Annotated in this window: 11 protein-coding genes and 1 pseudogene; 7 read left to right on the plus strand and 5 right to left on the minus strand. The window is 74.5% G+C overall.

All coding sequences use genetic code 11. The features are described from left to right. Window positions 1-40 precede the first annotated feature (40 nt). The 5 genes from MTP13_RS09680 to ddaH all read left to right on the plus strand — a co-directional run bounded on the left by MTP13_RS09680 (window position 41) and on the right by ddaH (window position 6206). Window positions 41-1402, plus strand: a complete 1362-nt coding sequence (locus tag MTP13_RS09680; protein WP_243567522.1) for a cell division protein PerM — start codon at window positions 41-43, stop codon at window positions 1400-1402. A 2-nt stretch (window positions 1403-1404) separates the two neighbouring features. Next, window positions 1405-1998, plus strand: a complete 594-nt coding sequence (purN, locus tag MTP13_RS09685) for a phosphoribosylglycinamide formyltransferase (protein WP_243567523.1) — start codon at window positions 1405-1407, stop codon at window positions 1996-1998. Then, window positions 1995-3605, plus strand: coding sequence for a bifunctional phosphoribosylaminoimidazolecarboxamide formyltransferase/IMP cyclohydrolase (gene purH / locus MTP13_RS09690; RefSeq protein ID WP_243567524.1), 1611 nt, complete (start codon window positions 1995-1997; stop codon window positions 3603-3605). Before purN ends, purH begins: the two co-directional genes overlap by 4 nt. A 126-nt stretch (window positions 3606-3731) precedes the next feature. Beyond that, window positions 3732-4826, plus strand: a complete 1095-nt coding sequence (locus tag MTP13_RS09695) for a Glu/Leu/Phe/Val dehydrogenase family protein (RefSeq protein WP_243567525.1) — start codon at window positions 3732-3734, stop codon at window positions 4824-4826. A gap of 90 nt (window positions 4827-4916) precedes the next feature. Continuing rightward, entirely contained in the window at window positions 4917-6206 is a 1290-nt protein-coding gene (ddaH, locus tag MTP13_RS18215; RefSeq protein ID WP_279399718.1) for a dimethylargininase, read from the plus strand. Here the strand turns inward: ddaH and MTP13_RS09705 are convergent. From MTP13_RS09705 to MTP13_RS09720, 4 genes and pseudogenes are all read right to left on the minus strand, one after another. Next, window positions 6178-6813, minus strand: a pseudogene (locus MTP13_RS09705) (ABC transporter ATP-binding protein); the annotation flags it as partial. The gene ddaH and the pseudogene MTP13_RS09705 sit on opposite strands and share 29 nt — an antisense overlap. A gap of 77 nt (window positions 6814-6890) precedes the next feature. Next, a complete protein-coding gene (locus tag MTP13_RS09710; protein WP_243567527.1) occupies window positions 6891-7973 on the minus strand; it encodes an ABC transporter ATP-binding protein in 1083 nt (360 codons plus the stop codon). Further along, complete coding sequence (locus MTP13_RS09715; protein WP_243567528.1) at window positions 7970-10717, minus strand: FtsX-like permease family protein; 2748 nt, start codon at window positions 10715-10717, stop codon at window positions 7970-7972. The genes MTP13_RS09710 and MTP13_RS09715 overlap by 4 nt, the downstream gene beginning before the upstream one ends. Beyond that, entirely contained in the window at window positions 10714-13392 is a 2679-nt protein-coding gene (locus MTP13_RS09720) for a hypothetical protein (RefSeq protein ID WP_243567529.1), read from the minus strand. The genes MTP13_RS09715 and MTP13_RS09720 overlap by 4 nt, the downstream gene beginning before the upstream one ends. Window positions 13393-13956: 564 nt before the next feature. Between MTP13_RS09720 and MTP13_RS09725 the strand changes: the two genes are divergently transcribed. Both MTP13_RS09725 and MTP13_RS09730 read left to right on the plus strand, forming a co-directional pair. Continuing rightward, on the plus strand, window positions 13957-15849 hold the full coding sequence (locus MTP13_RS09725) for an ABC transporter ATP-binding protein (RefSeq protein ID WP_424221769.1): 1893 nt from the start codon (window positions 13957-13959) through the stop codon (window positions 15847-15849). Beyond that, window positions 15846-17651: an ABC transporter ATP-binding protein gene (locus MTP13_RS09730; RefSeq protein ID WP_243567530.1), complete on the plus strand. Its 1806-nt coding sequence runs from the start codon at window positions 15846-15848 to the stop codon at window positions 17649-17651. The genes MTP13_RS09725 and MTP13_RS09730 overlap by 4 nt, the downstream gene beginning before the upstream one ends. Before the next feature lie 152 nt (window positions 17652-17803). Here the strand turns inward: MTP13_RS09730 and MTP13_RS09735 are convergent, their stop codons facing one another. Further along, on the minus strand, window positions 17804-18202 hold the full coding sequence (locus tag MTP13_RS09735; RefSeq protein ID WP_243567531.1) for a peptidoglycan-binding domain-containing protein: 399 nt from the start codon (window positions 18200-18202) through the stop codon (window positions 17804-17806). Between the last annotated feature and the right edge of the window lie 186 nt (window positions 18203-18388).

An 18388-nucleotide genomic window follows, 5' to 3' on the forward strand; every position in this document is an offset into this window, starting at 1 on the left:
AGCGGCGAGGCGGGCGCGGTCCGCTAGGCTCGACCGGGTCATGAGACGCACCACGGTCGCCCTGCTCGCCGCACTCGAGGCGCTCGTCTCGGCGCTCGTCGGCTACGGCATCGCCCTCGTGCCGCTCATGCTGCTCTGGGGCATGCACTTCCAGCTCGGTCTCGGGCTCGACGTCGTGTTCCGCGCCGCCGCCGACGTCTGGCTCCTCGGGCACGGCGTCGACCTCACCGTGCAGCTCGACGAGGTGACAGCCGCCCGGACCGGCGTCCCCGGCGCGGAGGCGGCCTTCCCGATCACGATCGCGCTGCTCGGGTTCGCCCTGCTCACCCTGCTCGTCGCGCGCCGCATCGGTCGCCGTGCGGTCGCCGCCGGGGCGCCCGTCGCGGGCCTCGTGGCGGCCGTCGCCGTCTCCGCCGGCGTCGGGCTCGTCGCGACCCTCGCCGCCCGCCACCCGGCCGCGCACGCCTCGGTCTGGCAGGGGGCGCTGCTGCCCGCCGCGATCACCGCCGCCGGCGTGCTCATCGGTCTGCTGAGCTCGGAGCAACTGCGCGACCGGCTCCTCGACCGGCTGCCCGCCGCCGTGCCCGACGAGTGGCTCGAGCTCGCGGGGCGCGCATGGCGCGTCGGCGTCGGCTCGGCGTTCGCGGTGCTCGCCGTGTCCGGGCTCGTCGTCGCGTGGGCGATCGTGTCGAGCTACGCCACGATCACGGGGCTGCATCAGGTGCTCGGCGCGGGCTTCGACGGCGGCGTCGCCATCTTCGTCGCGGAGCTGGCGCTGCTGCCGAACCTCGTGCTCTGGGGCGCGTCCTGGCTGCTCGGCCCCGGCTTCGCGATCGGCGCCGGGACCCAGGTCACGCCCGCCGGCACCCTGCTCGGGCCTGTCCCGGGGCTGCCGATCGCCGGCGCGCTGCCGAGCGACGGCGCCCCGATGTCGGCGCTCTGGCTCCTCGTGCCGGTGCTCGCGGCCTTCGTCGGCGCATATCTCGTCTCCCGGGTCTCGGGCGCCGGCACGGATGCCCCGACCCGCTCCGACGTCGCACGCGACGAGCCCGACGTCGACCGGGCCGCCGACGAGCCCGCCGACGGCGGATGGGCCGACGGCGGATGGGCCCTCGGCTCGGCCCCCCGGTCAGGCCAGACGCCGTGGTGGCATCCGCTCGCCGTCGGGCTGGGCGCCGGCCTCCTCGCCGCGCTCGTCCTCGGCCTCGGCGCCTGGTGGTCGGGTGGCGCGATCGGCCCCGGCCGGCTCGCCGACGCGGGTCCGAACGGCTGGGCCGTCGCCGGGGTCGCCGCGCTCACCGTGGCCGTCGGCGCGGTGGTCGGCGGCTTCACCGCCCGGGCCCGCACCGGTCGCCGGACGTCACCGGCCGAATCGACCCCGGCCGAACCCGATACACTCTGAGCGTGCTGAAGCTCGTCGTGCTCATCTCCGGCGGCGGCTCGAACCTCCGCGCGCTGCTCGAAGCCTCCCGCGATGCCGAGTTCCCCGCCCGGGTCGTGGCCATCGGCGCCGACCGCGAGGCCGACGGGCTCGCGCTCGGCGAGGAGTTCGGCATCCCGACCTTCACCGTGCCGTACACGGCCTACGAGAGCCGTGACGCCTGGGGCGAGGCGCTCATCGAAGAGGTGCGCCGCTGGGACGCCGAGCTCGTCGTGCTCTCCGGGCTCATGCGGCTCGTGCCGCCCGCCGTCGTCCGCGCGTTCTCGCCGCAGCTCATCAACACCCACCCGGCGTACCTGCCGGAGTTCCCTGGCGCGCACGCCGTGCGCGACGCGATCGCCGCCGGCGTCACGCAGACCGGCGCGAGCCTCATCGTCGTCGACGACTCCGTCGACGGCGGCCCGATCGTCGCCCAGGAGCGCGTGCCCGTGCTGCCCGGCGACACCGAGGCCAGCCTGCACGAGCGCATCAAACCCGTCGAACGCCGCCTCCTCATCGAGGCCGTGCTCGACATCGCCAACGCCCACCTCGATCTGAAGGACCTCGCGCGATCATGAGCGGCCCCGCCATCGACCCCAGCCTGTACCGCGAGCGCGACGTCGTGCCCGTGCGCCGCGCCCTCATCGCCGTGAGCGACAAGCGCCGGCTCGCCGAGCTCGCCTCGGCCCTCGTCGGCGCGGGCGTCGAGATCGTCTCGACCGGCGGCACCGCGAAGGCGATCGCGGACGCCGGGCTGCCGGTGACGCAGATCGCCGAGGTGACGGGCTACCCGGAGCACCTCGACGGGCGCGTGCGCACCCTGCACCCCGCCGTGCACTCCGGCCTGCTCGCCGACCTGCGGCTCGAGCACCACGAGCGCGAGCTCGAGGGCCTCGGGATCGCGCCGTACGAGCTCGTCGTCGTGAACCTGTACCCCTTCGTCGAGACCGTCGCGTCCGGTGCGGAGCCCGCAGCGGTCGTCGAGCAGATCGACATCGGCGGCCCGGCGATGGTGCGCGCCTCCGCGAAGAACCACGCGAACGTCGCCGTCGTCGTCTCGCCCGACCGCTACGAGGACGTCATCGCCGCGGTCGCGGCCGGCGGCACCACGCTCGCGCAGCGCCAGGAGCTCGCCCGCGAGGCGTTCCGGCACACCGCCAGCTACGACGTCGCGGTGGCGAGCTGGATCGGCAGCGCGGTCGCGCCGGACCAGGATGCCTCGGTGTCGCCGTTCCCCGCCTGGGTGGGCGGCACCTGGCAGAAGCAGGCCGACCTCCGCTACGGCGAGAACAGCCACCAGCGCGCCGCGATCTTCGCGACCGACGGCGGCCGCCCCGGCATCGCCCAGGCCGTGCAGCTGCACGGCAAGGAGATGAGCTACAACAACTACGTCGACGCCGACGCGGCCGTTCGCGCCGCGTTCGACTTCGACGAGCCCGCGGTCGCGATCATCAAGCACGCGAACCCCTGCGGCATCGCCGTCGCCGCCGCCGACGCCGCGGACCCGATCGCCGACGCGCACCGCCGCGCCCACGAGTGCGACCCAGTGTCGGCGTTCGGCGGCGTGATCGCCGCGAACCGCACCGTCACCCGCGAGATGGCGGAGACCGTCTCGGCCATCTTCACCGAGGTGCTCGTCGCACCGGCGTTCGAGGCGGAGGCGGTCGAGCTCCTCAGCCAGAAGAAGAACCTCCGCCTGCTCACCCTCCCGGAGGGCTTCGCGCCCACCGCGGTCGAGCTGAAGCAGGTCTCCGGCGGCCTGCTGCTGCAGGAGGCCGACCGCAGCTTCGCGCCGGTCGCCGAGTGGACGCTCGTCTCCGGCGAGGCGGCTGATGAGGCGACCCTCGCCGACCTCGCCTTCGCCTGGACCGCGAGCCGCGCCGTGAAGTCGAACGCCATCCTGCTCGCCTCGGGCGGCGCCTCGGTCGGCGTCGGCATGGGGCAGGTCAACCGGGTGGACTCCTGCCGGCTCGCCGTCGAGCGGGCGGGGGAGCGCGCGGCCGGCTCGGTCGCGGCGTCCGACGCCTTCTTCCCCTTCGCCGACGGCCTGCAGATCCTGCTCGACGCCGGCGTGAAGGCGGTCGTGCAGCCCGGCGGATCGGTGCGCGACGCGGAGGTCGTCGAGGCGGCGAAGGCCGCCGGCGTCACGATGTACTTCACCGGGGAACGGCACTTCTTCCACTGATCCCTCGCCCGGGCTCCGCCCGGATCCGGCACGCTCCGCCGGGCGGTACGCTGGGAGCGACGGGCGCTCACGAGGCGCTCGCACCAGCATGCCCACGAGGCGTCAGAGTCCGAGGAGAACCGATCGATGTCGATCACCCCTGCACCGGCCGCACCCGCGACCGAGGTCCACGTCCAGCTGCCCCAGGCGGCCCCCGATCATGAACGGGTGCTCATCACCCGCGGGCCGCGATCCGGGCTCACCATCATCGTCGCCGTGCACTCCACGGTGCTCGGCCAGGCGCTCGGCGGGGCCCGCCTCTGGCGCTACGAGCACTGGACCGATGCGCTCGGCGACGCGCTGCGGCTCTCCCAGGCGATGACGATGAAGAACGCCGCGGCGGGTCTCGCGCGCGGCGGCGGCAAGTCGGTCGTGGCGATCCCGTCCGGGGTCGAGCTCGACGAGGTCGGCCGACGCGACGCCATGCTCGACCTCGGCGACGCGGTCGAGTCGCTCGGCGGCGCGTACATGACCGCCGAGGACGTCGGCACGAGCGCCGAGCTGATGGCCGTCGTGCACGAGCGCACCCAGCACGTCTGCGGGCTGCCCGCCGAGGCCGGCGGGGTCGGCGAGCCCGCCGATGCCACCGCCGCGGGCGTCTTCGCCGGCATGCTCGCGACGCTCGAGCACGTCTTCGGCTCCGCAGACCCCGCCGGCCGCCACTTCGTCGTGGCCGGGCTCGGTCAGGTCGGCGGACGGCTCGCCCGCATGCTCGCGGCACGCGGCGCCCGGCTCACCGTCACGGACGTGTTCGAGGGCAAGCGGGCGCTCGCCGAGGAGCTCGGGGCCGCCTGGGTCTCGCCAGCGGAGGCCCACCTCGTCGAGGCCGACGTCTTCGTGCCCTGCGGGCTCGGCGGCGTGCTCACCGGCCAGGTCGTCTCCGAACTGCGGGTGCGCGCCGTCGTCGGTGCGGCGAACAACCAGCTCGCGGCGCGCGGCGTCGCCGACCGGCTGCGCGAGCGCGGCATCGTGTGGGCGCCCGACTTCGTCGTGAACGCCGGCGGGGTCGTCTACCTCGACCTGGCCTCCGCACCGGGCGTCACGGCCGCCGAGCTCGACGACCGCATCGCGGGCATCGGCGACACGATCGGCGCGATCCTGCGCGAAGCGGATGCCTCGGGCACGACCACCCTCGAGTCCGCCGAGCGTCTCGCCCTCGCCCGGCTGCACGCCGCCGGCTGATCGGGTGACGAACGGCGCCACCGGTCGGCCGGGGGCGCGGGCGGCAGCGGAGACGCACCGCCCGCGGCCCGGCCGCTAGGCTCGGTGACCATGACGTCCCCCGCGCCAGCCGATCCCGCCGACGAATCCGGCGGCGATCCCGCCGAGCCAGCCACGCGACCCGCGCCCGCCCGCCGCACCGGGGGCGGTCGAGCGGTGCTCGCCGTGCTCGGCTCGTCCGCGGCCGTCGGCGCCCTGGGCTTCCTCGGCGCCCTGCTCGCCTTCTTCATCGGCAACGGGCACACGCCCGAGGTGTTCGTGCAGCTCACCGGGCACTTCGCCCTCGCCGGCTTCTTCGCGGCCGCGCTGCTCGCGATCTCGAACGCCGCCGGCGCCCTGCGCACCTGGTTCCTGGCGCTCATCTCTGGCTTCGCCGCGGCCGTGCTCGCGGCCATCCTCGCGACCACGGTGACGGTGCTCGCCACGGGGCGCGGGATCTCCGGCGAGCTGTTCCTCTTCGTCGTCGGCTCGCTCGTCAGCCTCAACCTCGTGTTCGTGCTGCTCGTGACGTTCGGCGAGCTCTGGCTCGCGCCGTTCGTCGCCCGGGCCATCCAGTCGTACCAGCCGGAGCGGATGCCCCGGCGCATCGCCCTCGTCCGCATCCCCGCCTCGAACCTCGCCGACGGCGAGCTCACCCACCTCGAGCGTCTGCCCGTCGACCAGGCCAAGGCCGACGAGCAGTGGGACAACTACTGCGCCACCCTCGTCGCCGAGGGCTGGGAGACCGTCGAGGTCGACGCGGCCCCCGAACTCGCCGACTCGGTGTTCGTCGAGGACACGGTCGTGCTCTTCGAGGACCTGGCCGTCATCACGAGTCCGGGCGCGGCCTCGAGGCGCGGCGAGATCGAGGGCGTCGAGCGCAGCGTCCGCGACCTGCCCGGGCTCGAGCTCGCCCGCATCGAGGCGCCCGGCACGCTCGAGGGCGGCGACGTGCTGAAGGTCGGCCGCACCGTGTACGTCGGCGCCTCCAGTCGCACGAACGCGGAGGGCATCCGCCAGCTCCGCGCCCTGCTCGACGGGCGCGACTACACCGTCGTCGCCGTGCCCGTGACGCGGGCGCTGCACCTGAAGAGCGCGGTCACGGCGCTGCCGGACGGCACGGTGATCGGGCACCCCGAGCTCGTCGACGCGCCGAGCCTGTTCCCGCGCTTCCTGCCCGTGCCGGAGCGGGAGGGCGTCGCGGTCGTGCTGGTCGCGGACGACACGCTGCTGATGTCGGCGGCTGCTCCGCGGACGGCGGAGCTGCTGTCGGGCCTCGGCTACCGTGTGCTCACGGTCGACATCAGCGAGTTCGAGAAGCTCGAGGGCTGCGTCACCTGTCTGTCGGTCCGGGTGCGCTGAGCCCCGGCGCCGGGCGGGGCGTCCCGACGCCGTCGTGCAGCTCGAGCAGCTGATCCGCCCGCTTCACGAGCGAGGGGTCGTGCGTCGTCACGACCGCCGCGACACCGTGCTCGTGGACGAGCTCGCCGATGAGGTCCATCACCTGCGCCGCCGTGCCGCTGTCGAGCTGCCCGGTCGGCTCGTCGGCGAGCAGCAGGTGCGGACGCGCGACGAGGGCGCGGGCGATGCCCACGCGCTGCTGCTGACCGCCGGAGAGCTCGTACGGCCGCTGGGCCGCATGCTCGGCGAGGCCGACGAGCCGGAGCGCCTCGGCGACGCGCTCGTCCCGCTCGGCGGGCTCCACCCGCTGCAGCCGGAGCGGGACCGAGACGTTCTCGGCGGCCGAGAGCACCGGGATGAGCCCGAAGGACTGGAAGATGTAGCCGAGGCGATCACGACGCACCTCCGCGAGTGCGGTCTCGTCGAGCGCGGAGAGCTCCAGCTCGCCCAGATGCACCCGGCCGGCATCCGGGCGGTCCAGGCCACCGAGGAGGTTCAGCAGCGTCGTCTTTCCGGCGCCCGAGGGGCCGGTCACGACGAGGAGCTCGCCCGGGCGCACCTCGAGCGAGACCTCGCGGACGGCGTGCACCTCGCCCGCCCGCCCCGAGAAGGTGCGGGTGATCGATTCGGCGCGCAGCGCGGCGGTCATGCGGCTCCTCCGTTCGGGGCCGGCCGGTCGCCGGCGTCGGGGTCGGCGTCGGCGCCGGGGTCGGGTGCGGCGTGCCGACCGCGGCGGCGCGGGGCGTCGTCGGCGGGTGCCGACTCGCGCGGCGAAGGCCCGGGCGGCCACGGCTCGCGCGGCGCCGGCTCGGGCGGCGCCGACTCGCGCGGCCGGGGCGGCGGGGCGCCCTCGTGGCCGGGCCAGACGCCCACGTGGTCGGGCTCCAGCGCGAGCCGCACCCGCTCCTGCAGCTCGAGCGAGGCCACGAAGTCGTGCGGGAGCTGCAGCCGGCCCACCCGGTCGAGCACCGCGAACTCCTCGGCCACCGCCTGCTCGGCGCCGTGCTCGTCGAGCCGTGTGGAGCGCAGCACCTCGGTGGACGTGCGGCCGTCGCGGATCTGCACGGTGCGCCGGACGTGCTCCGAGACGGTCGGGTCGTGCGTGACGATGAGCGTCGTGACACCGAGCTCCTCGTTGACCCGGCGCATCGCCTCGAGCACGGAGGCGCTCGTCGCCTCGTCCAGTTCTCCCGTCGGCTCGTCGGCGAGCAGCACCCGCGGGCCGTTCGCGAGCGCGACGGCGATCGCCACGCGCTGCTGCTGGCCGCCGGACAGCTCGCCCGGACGGCGGTCGGCGAACTCGGCCACCTCGAGCAGGTCGAGGAGCTCGGCGATCCGTTGCGCCCGCGCGCCGCCCTTCGCGGTGCCCGCGACATTGATCGCGAGCGCCAGGTTCTCGGCCGCGGTGAGGTACGGCAGCAGGTTGCGCGAGGTCTGCTGCCAGATGAAGCCCACCGTGCGGCGCTGGTACCCGACGCGCTCGCGGCCGCCCATGGTCAGCAGGTCGTGCCCTGCGACGCGTGCGACGCCCGCGGTGGCGGTGTCGAGCCCGGAGAGGATCGTCAGGAGGGTCGACTTGCCGGAGCCGGACGCGCCGACCACGGCGACCATCTCGCCCGCCTCGACCCGGAGGTTCAGCCCCTGCAGCGCCTGCACCTCGACCCCGTCGGCGCTGAAGATGCGCACGAGGTCGACGCAGAGGATGTGCGGTTCGGCGACGTCGGTCATGATTCCTCCTCCTTGCGGAGCGCTCTGGCGGCATCCACCCGGCCCCCGATGCTCGCGGCGACCCAGGCGCCGATCCCGGAGACCGCGATCGCGCCGGCGAGCACGCCGCCGACGAGCAGCGGGTCGATCGAGATGGGCGGTTGGACGATCGCGCCCGTGAACGCGGCGATGTTGATGGCCGGCAGCACGACCACCGGCAGCAGCATCCCGAGCGCCGCGCCGGCGACGACCGCCGCGACGACGACCGGGCCGATCTCCCAGGCGACGAGTGCCCGCTCCTCGCGACGACGCAGGCCGAGCGTCGACAGCAGCGGCAGCAGCCGCTCTCGAGCGGGGCGGCCGACGACGAGCGTGAGCACGATGGCGAGCGCCGTGGCGAGGCTCGTGAGCACGATGGCGATCGCGAGCGCGATCATGAGGCCCCGCGCCGCCGGACTGGCCGACAGGGAATCGGCCAGCGAGTCCGGGGTGTCGGCCGTCGCGCCGTCACCGGCGACGGCGACGGCGGCGTCCGCGATCGCGTCGGCGGAGGCGTCGGGCGCGACCCGGATGAGCACGGTGCGCGGCACGAGGGTATCGGTGAACGGCCGCGCCTTCGAGCGGTCGACGAGCAGCCAGTCGCGGCGCGGCGTGAACGCCGTCTCGGCCGTCACGCCCTCGACGACGTCGATCTCCTGCCCGTCGAGCCGGACCCGGTCACCGCCCGCGAGCCGCTCGGCGAGCGCGCCGGAGGCGAGCACCGGCACCGGGCGGTCGTCGGCGTCTCCCGCGCCGAGCGCCGCAGGCAGCGGCAGCACGCCGCTCCGCCCCTCCTGCACGGCGGTCATCTCGGCGACGTCCACCACGACGACCGTGGTCGGTCGGCGCTGACCGTCGACCTCGAGCGGGGCGGAGCCCGTCGAGTACACGGGGGCGATGGCCTCGACCCCGTCGATCGCGCGCAGCTCGTCGAGCTGCGCGGTCGTCATCGGGCCCGCGTGCAGCTGCACGTCGGCACCGACCTGGACGGCGGCGGATGCCTCGATCCCGCCCCGCACGGTGCCGAGCAGCACCGCCGAGAAGACGGCGACCGCGACGCCGACGACGACCGCGAGCACGGGGACGAGCCCGGCGGACGGGTCGCGCAGCGCGCGGGCCGCACCGAGGAAGGCGACGAGCGAGCGACGTCGTTCGAGCACCGTCACCAGACGGCGCAGCGGCAGCGGGTAGACGCGGAGCACGACGACGCAGACGACGAGGGCGAGCAGCAGCGGCACGGCCGCGAGGAGCGGGTCGACGCTCGCCGGCCCCGCCGCGTCGGTGCTCGAGAGGCCGCGGCGGAACAGCAGCACGACGGCGGTGGCGGCGACGAGGGTCACCGCGAGCTCGGCGATCCAGCGGCCGCGGGCCGGGACCCCGCCGAGGTCGACCCTCGCGCGTCGCAAGGGGCTCAGCTGCCCGGCCGAAGCCGCCAGCAGAACACCGGGGGCGAGGGCGAAGGCCGCGGCGAGCCACCAGCCGCCCGCGCCGGTCTGTGCGGGCAGGACGAGGGTGCCGGCGATGCCGCCCACGAGCAGTGCGGGCAGGCCGATGATCGCGCCCTCGGCGCCGAGCACGGTGCGGAGCTGCCCGGTGGACCCGCCGCGCGCGGCGGCGAGTTCGAGGCCCGTGCGGCGGCGCTCGAACACCACGAGCGCGCCGAGCACGAGCACGGCGATCGTGACGCCGATCGGGCCGGAGGCGACAGTGGCGAGCACGGCGTCGACCGCGACCGCCTCGCTGCGCGCCTGGATCAGCACGTCGCGAAGTCCGCTGCGGAAGGTGATGCTGTCGGCCGTGCGGAAGGACAGGGTCTCGGCGCTCTGGTCGAGCGGCTCCATGCGGGACTCGACCTCGCCGAGCTGGTCGATGAGCGTCGACACCTGGTCCGCGCCGACCTCCCCGTACTCCAGCGGGAACCACACCTGGAGCTCGATCGGGAGCGAGACGGACTGCACCGTCTCCCAGGAGCTCGGATCGAACATGGCGACGCCCGTGATGATGGGCGGGCTGAGGCCGACCTGCTCGCGATTCGCGCGGAGCGCCGTCGGCACGTGGCTCCAGAACGGATCGGCGGGATCGATCGCGGTGTACGTGCCGGTGACGACCGCGGGCACTCGGCCCGTCGGGAAGTCGAGGGTGCGGGTCTCGCCGACCGCCCACTCGAGGCGTTCGGCGACGGGGACCGAGAGCACGACCTCCATCGGCTCCTCGCCGGGGACCGCGCCGTCGAAGCGGGCGGGCCACTCGCCCTCGCTCAGCTCGGCGTGCTCGCGCAGTCGAGGGTCGAAGCCGGGCTGGACGCGGAAGATGGTGCTGCCGATGCCCTGCTCCGCGGTGCTCGCGACCACCGGGTCGCCGACGACGACGGCGCTCGGCGGCCCGAGCACGGTGCGGAGCTCCTCGGGCAGCCGGTCCCGGATCTGCTCGGCCTGCGCGGCCTGCGAGCCCCAGACGGCGGCGACGTCCTCCGGCAGGGTGGATTCGCCGGGTCCGACCGGCGGTCGGTCTCTCGTCGACGCGGTCAGGTCGAGTTCCCGCGGCGCGACGGCCGCCATCGACTGCTGCAGCGACTCGGTGTGCAGGGCGGTGATCGCCCGGGGCAGCGCGACCGCCGCGAAGGCGGCGACGGCGACGAGCACCGCCAGCAGGATCGACGCGGTGGGGGAGGCCTGGAACTGCCGGCCGACGAGGCCCGCCGAGGACAGCCGGGAGTGTCGGCTCATCGCACCTCCTCCCGCCCGGGGCGGCCCGCGGCGACCGTGACCGCGCGGGCGGCGATCAGGGCGACCACTGCGGTCGCCACCGCGAACGCGCCGAGCGTCGCGACGAGCGGCCACCAGTCGAGCACGATGGCCGGGGTGAGCGCGGCCGGCGCGCCGGGCACGGCGGCGCGCGCGAGCTCGGCCGAGGTCGCCCACGCCGCGACCGCACCGATCGCCGCCCCCAGGACGATGGCGGTGCCGACGGCCGCCGCGAGCTCGGCGAATCGCGCCCGCCCCTGCATCGCGGCCGGCGCGCCCAGGGCGCGGAGCACGAGCACCTCGCCCCGCCGGGAGGCGCCGAGCGCGGCGGCGAGGGCGATGAGCGCGGCGAGGGCGGCGGCGAGGGCGCCGATCGCGCCGAGCCAGAGCGCGGTGATCGCGGGGGAGACGAGGCTCGCCGTCGACGCCGCGCCCCGGGCGAGCGCCACCGCGCCGCCGGGCCGGTCCCGGTCGAGGGCGGCGACGACGGCAGCCGGATCGGCGGCGCCGAGCCACAGCTCGTCGGCGCTCGGCGTGCGTGCGCCGGCCGCCGTCACGGCGGCGTCGAGCTCCGCGCGGTCGGCGAGCACGCCGAACTCGCCCGCTCCCGGGACGACCTGCGCGACGGCGGCGACGCGCGCGTCGATCGTGCCGTCGGCGCTGCCGAGCCGGAGGGAGATGCGGTCGCCGGGGCCCGCGCTCGTGCTGGCGGCGAGCTGTTCGTCGATCGCGACCGGGAGGAGCGAGGCATCCGCCGCGTCGATCGCCCGGATCGCGAGCTGCACGTCATCGGGGAGCCCCGGCGCCACCTGCGGCAGCACGTCGAGCCCCGTGGCGATGAGCGTCGCCGTCTCCGGCCCCACTCGGATCTCGCGCCGCACGACCGGCTCGACGACCACCTCGGGCAGCGCTGCGGCGGCGTCGGCCGCGGCAGCCGGGTCCGCGGCGCCGACGACCCGGACCTCGCCGCCCGTGGCGAGTGCGGCGACGTCGGCGTCGAACCGCTGCCAGGTGCCCGCGACGCTCGCGGTGAGCACGATGCCGGCGACGCCGAGCATCGCGGTGAAGGAGGCCGCAGCGAACATGGGGGCCCGCCGGGCCAGCTGGCGGAGCGGGAGCGAAGGCACGAGCCCCGGCCGCGCCGAGGCGATGCGCTCGAGCAGCCGGGAGACGAACGGCGTGCAGGCGAGGGCGCCGAGCGCGAGCGCGAGCAGCACGAGCACGGGGGCCAGCACCGCGAGCGGATCGACCGCCGTGCCGCCGTCGGCGGAGCGCACGAGCGGGGAGCCGTAGAGCCGGAACTGCCAGAGCGACACGGCCGCCGCGACCGCGACGAGGACCGTGCCGCCGAGGGCCGCGGCGCGGGTGCCGCGGCCGCTGTCGTCCCCGGTCGAGCGGGTGACGGGCCGCCGTGCCTCGCCCCACGCGCTCGCCGCGAGCAGGACGACGGCGACGAGCACCGAGACGGCGGCGACCGCCGCGGCGATCCACAGCGATCGTGGCTCGCCCGGGCGGAGCAGGAGCAGCGCGAGTTCGCCGGCCGAGGCGCCGAGGATCGCCGCGGGGGCGCCGACGGCGGCCGCCTCGCCCGCCTGCCAGCCGACGAGCTGTCGGGTCGCGGCTCCCCGGGCGCGCAGCAGCACCGTCTCGCCCCGGCGGGCGCCGGCGAGCAGCGTGCCGAGCCGGCCGAGGGCGGCGATGCCGGCCGCCCCGAGGAGCAGCAGCGGCAGCGGCGTGATCGCGCGCACCGCGTCGAGGCCGGCCGTCGCCGCGTCGATCGTCGCGGGCAGGCCGCCGAGCCGGGTCAGACCGTCCTCGCCGATGCCCGGCTGCGCGGCGAGCGCCGGGGTCGTGCGCGCGATGTCGCCGGTAAGCTCGCGCGCGGAGTCCGGAGTGAGCGCGTCGATGATCGGCGTCGCCGTCCAGCGCACCCGGACGGCGACCGGCAGTCCGTCGAGGGCGGTCTCATCGACGAGGAAGGGGCCGGCGGCTCCGTCGGCCGAACCGGTGGCGATGAGCGGCTCGCCGAACCAGGCGGGCGCCCTGGCGTCGTCGGGCAGCCAGGTGCCGACGATCTGCAGGCGACGGTCGGCGAGCTCGACGGTGTCGCCGAGCGCGAGCCCGAGTGCGTCCGCCGCGCCCCGGTGGACGGCGGTCGGGATGGCGGCTGCCTCGTCGGCGCTCGTCGCATCCGGCCAGACGCCGTCGACGAGCCGGGCCCGTTCCGCGATCGCCGGGTCGGCGAGGAGTACGACGCCGACCGCCGCGGCGTCGGTGCCGTCGGCCGTGGTGCCGTCGGGCGCGGTGCCGTCGGGCGCGGTGCCGTCGGGCGCGGTGCCGTCGCCCAGCGGCACGGCCGAGCTTTCGGCCGAGCGGTCCCAGCCGATCGTCTCGGCGGACAGGGTGCGGTCGAGCACGGCCGCGCCGGCCTCGGCCTGTGCCTCGGGATCGATCGAGCGGCGGATCTCCCAGCGCACGGCCCCGTCGGCTCCGGCGGCGGCGGCAACGCGCTCGCGCAACGCGGTGACGGCGGCGCCGGCGGCCTGATCGATGATCGCAGTGCCGACACCGGAGAGGATGAGGACGACGGCGGCCACGCCGGCGAGCACACCCGAGCGCGCACGGGCACGAGCCAGTGCCAGCCGGGCGGATGCCACGCGCGGAGCCTCCTCGATGCAGGGTTCGGGTCGCCGCGGCGATCGGTGCAGCGGTGCGCCGGCGTCGAATTCGGACAGCTTACCCCGCACCGGGGACTTGCGTACCACTCCGATCTCTGAATATTCTGTAAGGCTGTCGCACCACGAGTTCGGCAGGCTATGGATCACGAGACGATGACGCAGGAGGACCCGATGTCAACAGCCCACACTTCCGCCCCTTCGGTCGCGGTCGCTGGCGCTGGCATCCGCGCCCCGCGCCGTCCCGCTGCCACGCCGGAGCACTAGCTCCGACCCGTCGAGCCGGACTCGGTCCGGCCGAAGCGCCGCTCCCGCGGCCATCATCGCCGGGCGCCCCCGGTCGCGCGAACTCCTTGCGGAGCCTCGCCGTCGGGCGCTCCGGGCCCCCATCCAGGCACCGGTCCCGGTTCGTGTAGATTCCGGCTCCGCTTCCGCATCGGCACCGTTCGCCGTCGACGACGACGCTCCGGTCCGCCATCCGCATCTCATCGCACGCCTCCGCGTGCGCGGCCCTCGCCGCCGCACGCCGTTCCGAAAGGGCCATCCTTGACCACCCCACCCACCCATCCGCCCGGTCACGCCGCCGAGGCGCCCCGTCTCGGCGCGGTGCGTGCGCTCTGGCGCCTCCGCGAGTACGCGGGGCCCGCGCTGCCGGCCTTCGCGATGAGCATGGGCGCGGCACTGATCGCGCAGCTGTTCGCCCTCGCGATCCCGCAGGTGATGCAGCAGATCGTCGACGGGCCGCTCGCGCAGCGCGACGCGACCGCGGTCTGGCCGCTCGCGATCCTCGTCTTCGTGCTCGGCGCGATCGAATCGATCCTCTACGCGCTCCGTCGTTGGCTCGTCGTCGGCCCGGGCACCAAGGTCGAAGCGCGCATGCGCGACGCCCTGTACGCGAAGCTGCAGGATCTCCCGGTGAGCTTCCACGACCGCTGGCCGAGCGGGCAGCTGCTCTCGCGCGCCGTCAGCGACCTGAGCCTCATCCGCCGCTGGCTGAGCTTCGGCCTCGTACTGACCGGGGCGAACCTCGTCATCATCGTGGTCGGCGTCGGCATCCTGATGTCGATGAACTGGCTGCTCGGTCTCATCTTCCTCGTCTGCTCGCTGCCGCTCTGGTGGGCCGGCTACCGCTTCGAGGGGGAGTACTCCGAGAAGTCGCGCCTCAGCCAGGACCAGCAGGGCGACCTCGCGACCGCGGTCGAGGAGTCGGTGCACGGCATCCGCGTGCTCAAGGCGTTCGGCCGGGGCAAGCACGCGCTGTCGACGTTCCGGGCGCAGGCCGAGTCGCTGCGCCGCACCGAGATCGAGAAGGCGCGCCTCGACGCGAACATCTGGGTGTGGATCATGGTCGTGCCGGCCATCGCGCTCGGCGCGTGCCTCGTCGTCGGCATCTGGCTCGCGGCGAACGGGCAGCTGACGGTCGGCGAACTCGTCGCGTTCTTCGCGACCGCGACGGTGCTCGCCTGGCCGATCGAGTCGATCGGCTTCATGCTCGCGTTCGCCCTCGACGCGCGCACCGCGACCGACCGGTTCTTCGACATCATGGACAGCGAGAACACGATCCTCGACCCGGACGCGCCGCGCACGCTCGAGCGTCCGCGCGGCGAGCTCGCGTTCGAGGGGGTGCACTTCCGCTACCAGGATGCGCCGTCGCGATTCCCCGACCTGCTGGACGACGTGGAGCTCGTCGTCCGGCCGGGCGAGACCATGGCGCTCGTCGGGCTCACCGGCAGCGGCAAGACCACGATCACCGCGCTCACGACCCGCCTGTACGACGTGACCGGCGGCGCCGTCACGCTCGACGGCGTCGACGTGCGCGCGTTCACCCGCGAGGAACTGCGCCGCCACATCGCCATGGCGTTCGAGGACGCCACGCTGTTCAGCGCCTCGGTGCGCGAGAACGTGCTGCTCGGGCGTCCCGAGCTCGCCGGGGACGACCCGGCCGTGCAAGCGGAGGCGCAGCGCGTCCTCGAGGAGGCGCTGCGCATCGCGCAGGCCGGCTTCGCGTACGAGCTGCCCGAGGGGCTCGAGACGAAGGTCGGCGAAGAGGGCATGAGCCTGTCCGGCGGTCAGCGCCAGCGGCTCGCCCTCGCGCGCGCGGTCGCGGCCAAGCCGGCCGTGCTCGTGCTCGACGACCCGCTGTCCGCGCTCGACGTCACCACCGAGGCGAAGGTCGAGGAGGAGTTGCGGAGCGTGCTCGCCGACACCACCGCGCTCATCGTCGCGCACCGCCCCTCGACGGTCATGATGGCCGACCGGGTGGCGCTGCTCGAGGCCGGGCGCATCACGGCCGTCGGCACGCACTCCGAGCTGCTGCGGGAGTCGGAGCACTACCGCTTCGTCATCTCCAGCCTCGAAGAGGAGGAACGCGCCGGCAGCGACCCGGCCGACTCCATCCGCGAAGAACCCGAGACCGATCGAGAGGAGGTCGCCCGATGAGCGTCACCGGCGTTCAGGGAGAAGAGCGCGAGCACTACACGCGCGCCGAATCGCGGCAGATCCGCCGGCGCTCCATGCGGCTGCTCGGCTCGCTGCTGCATCCGCTCCGCCCCACCCTGTGGCTCACCGTCATCGCGGTGATGCTCTCGTCCGCCGCGCAGGTCGCGGGCCCGGCGATCATCGCGTACGGCATCGACACGGGCATCCCCGCCCTGATCGGGCAGAACTGGTGGCCGGCGGCGCTGTCGGGCGCCGCGTACGTCGTGACCGGCCTCGTCGGCGCGTTCCTCATCGCGGTGTACATCCGGCTCTCGGCGCGGATCAGCCAGGCCGTGCTCATCGACCTGCGCACGCGGGTGTTCCTGCACACGCAGAAGCTCTCGCTCGAGTTCCACGAGTCGTACACGTCCGGCCGGATCATCTCGCGCCAGACGAGCGACCTCGACGCCATCCGCGAGCTCATGGACGAGGGGCTCACGCTGCTCGTCCGCGGGCTCATGTACATGGTGTTCACCGCGGTGATGCTCATCATCCTCGACTGGCCGTCGGGTGTGGTGCTGCTCATCGCGCTCGTGCCGCTCGGCATCCTGACCCGGTGGTTCCAGGTGCGCTCGCAACAGCTGTTCCGCCGCTCGCGCGTCGCCTCGGCCCGCCTCATCGTGCAGTTCGTGGAGACGATGACCGGCATCCGTGCGGTGCAGGCGTTCCGCAAGGAGCGGCGCAACGAGCGGGAGTTCGGCGCGCTCGTCGAGGACTACCGGGATGTCAACGCGAAGGTGCTCGGCCTGTTCGCGGTGTTCAACCCCGGGCTCGCGCTCATCGGAAACACCGCGGTGGCCGCGACGATCGTGCTCGGCGGCTTCCGCGTCGTCGACGGCTCGTTGCAGGTCGGCGTGCTGCTCGCGGCCGTGCTGTACACGAAGCGCTTCTTCGACCCCATGGAAGATCTCGCGATGTTCTACAACGGGTACCAGTCCGCCGCGAGCGCGCTCGAGAAGATCTCGGGCGTGCTCGAGGAGGAGCCGAGCGTTCCCGACCCCGAGCGACCGGTCGACCTGTGGAACGCGAGCGGCCGCGTGCGCTTCGACGGCGTCGAATTCGCGTACACGAAGGACCGGGTCGTGCTGCCGCGCTTCGATCTCGACATCCCCGCCGGGCAGACGATCGCCCTCGTGGGATCCACGGGCGCCGGTAAATCGACGCTCGCGAAGCTGATCGCCCGGTTCTACGACCCGAGCGACGGTGCGGTCACGCTCGACGACCTCGACCTGCGCACCCTGCACCCCAAGGACCTGCGCCGCGCGATCGTCATGGTCACGCAGGAGGCGTACCTGTTCTCGGGTTCCGTCGCGGACAACATCGCGCTCGGCAAGCCGGACGCCTCGTTCGACGAGGTGGTCGCTGCGGCGAAGGCGGTGGGTGCGCACGAGTTCATCGAGGGACTGCCGAACGGCTACGACACCGACGTGAACAAGCGCGGCGGCCGGGTGAGTGCGGGACAGCGGCAGCTGATCTCCTTCGCCCGGGCGTTCCTGGCGAACCCGGCCGTGCTGATCCTCGACGAGGCGACGAGCTCGCTCGACATCCCGAGCGAGCGGCTCGTGCAGGAGGGACTCACGAAGCTCCTCGCCGACCGCACGGCGATCATCATCGCGCACCGGCTGTCGACGGTCGCGATCGCGGACCGGGTGCTCGTCATGGAGCACGGCCGGATCGTCGAAGACGGCTCGCCGGCCGAGCTGATCGGCGGCGACGGCCGCTTCGCCGCGCTGCACGCGGCGTGGCGCGACTCGCTCGTGTGAGCGGATCCTGAGCAGCACGAAGGCGGGCGACCCGATGGGTCACCCGCCTTCGTGGGCGCGTGGGCGCGTGGGCGCGTGGGCGCGTGGGCGCGTTGCGCGCGTGACGCGTGGGCGCGTGGGCGCGTGGGCGCGTTGCGCGCGTGCGGGTACGGCTAGATGCTGCAGCCCGCCGCACGTGCCGCGGCGTAGGGGAAGCCCGGGATGGGGCCCGGGCCCTTCTGCGGGTAGCAGATGATGTTCCAGGTCCGCGGTCCGACGATGCCGTCGGCGGTGAGGCGGAAGATCGACTGCACCCGGATGACGGCGGAACGCGTCTTCGGCCCGAAGTTGTTGTCGACCGCGAGCCCGGCGCCCGTGTGGTAGTTGACCAGCTGCTGGATGTAGCCGATGCAGCTCGAGTAGCCGCCCTGGGAGTAGTTGTAGTCGACGCACCGGCCGGCCGCCTCGGCGGGGGCGGCGCTGGTGCCCACCGCACCGACGGTCCCGGCCGCGGCCATCGCGAGTGCCGCGACGGCGAGGGTGAACTTGTGTCGCCTGGTTCGAAGTTCCACGGTGATCTCCAATCGGTGCGGGATGGGTCGTGCGAGGCGATCGTACGTACGGTCGTCAGAGCGTGTCGATGGGCAGCGCTGCCCATCGTTTCCGTGCGGAGCCCCCGCAATGGGCACCCCCGGATTGGGACCTGCCCCGCCGTTTCCGGCGCGATACAGTGAGCGGGGCGGTGTGTGCGCCCACGG

The sequence above is a fragment of the Agromyces soli genome (assembly GCF_022811605.1).
In the GTDB taxonomy this organism is placed as follows: domain Bacteria; phylum Actinomycetota; class Actinomycetes; order Actinomycetales; family Microbacteriaceae; genus Agromyces; species Agromyces soli.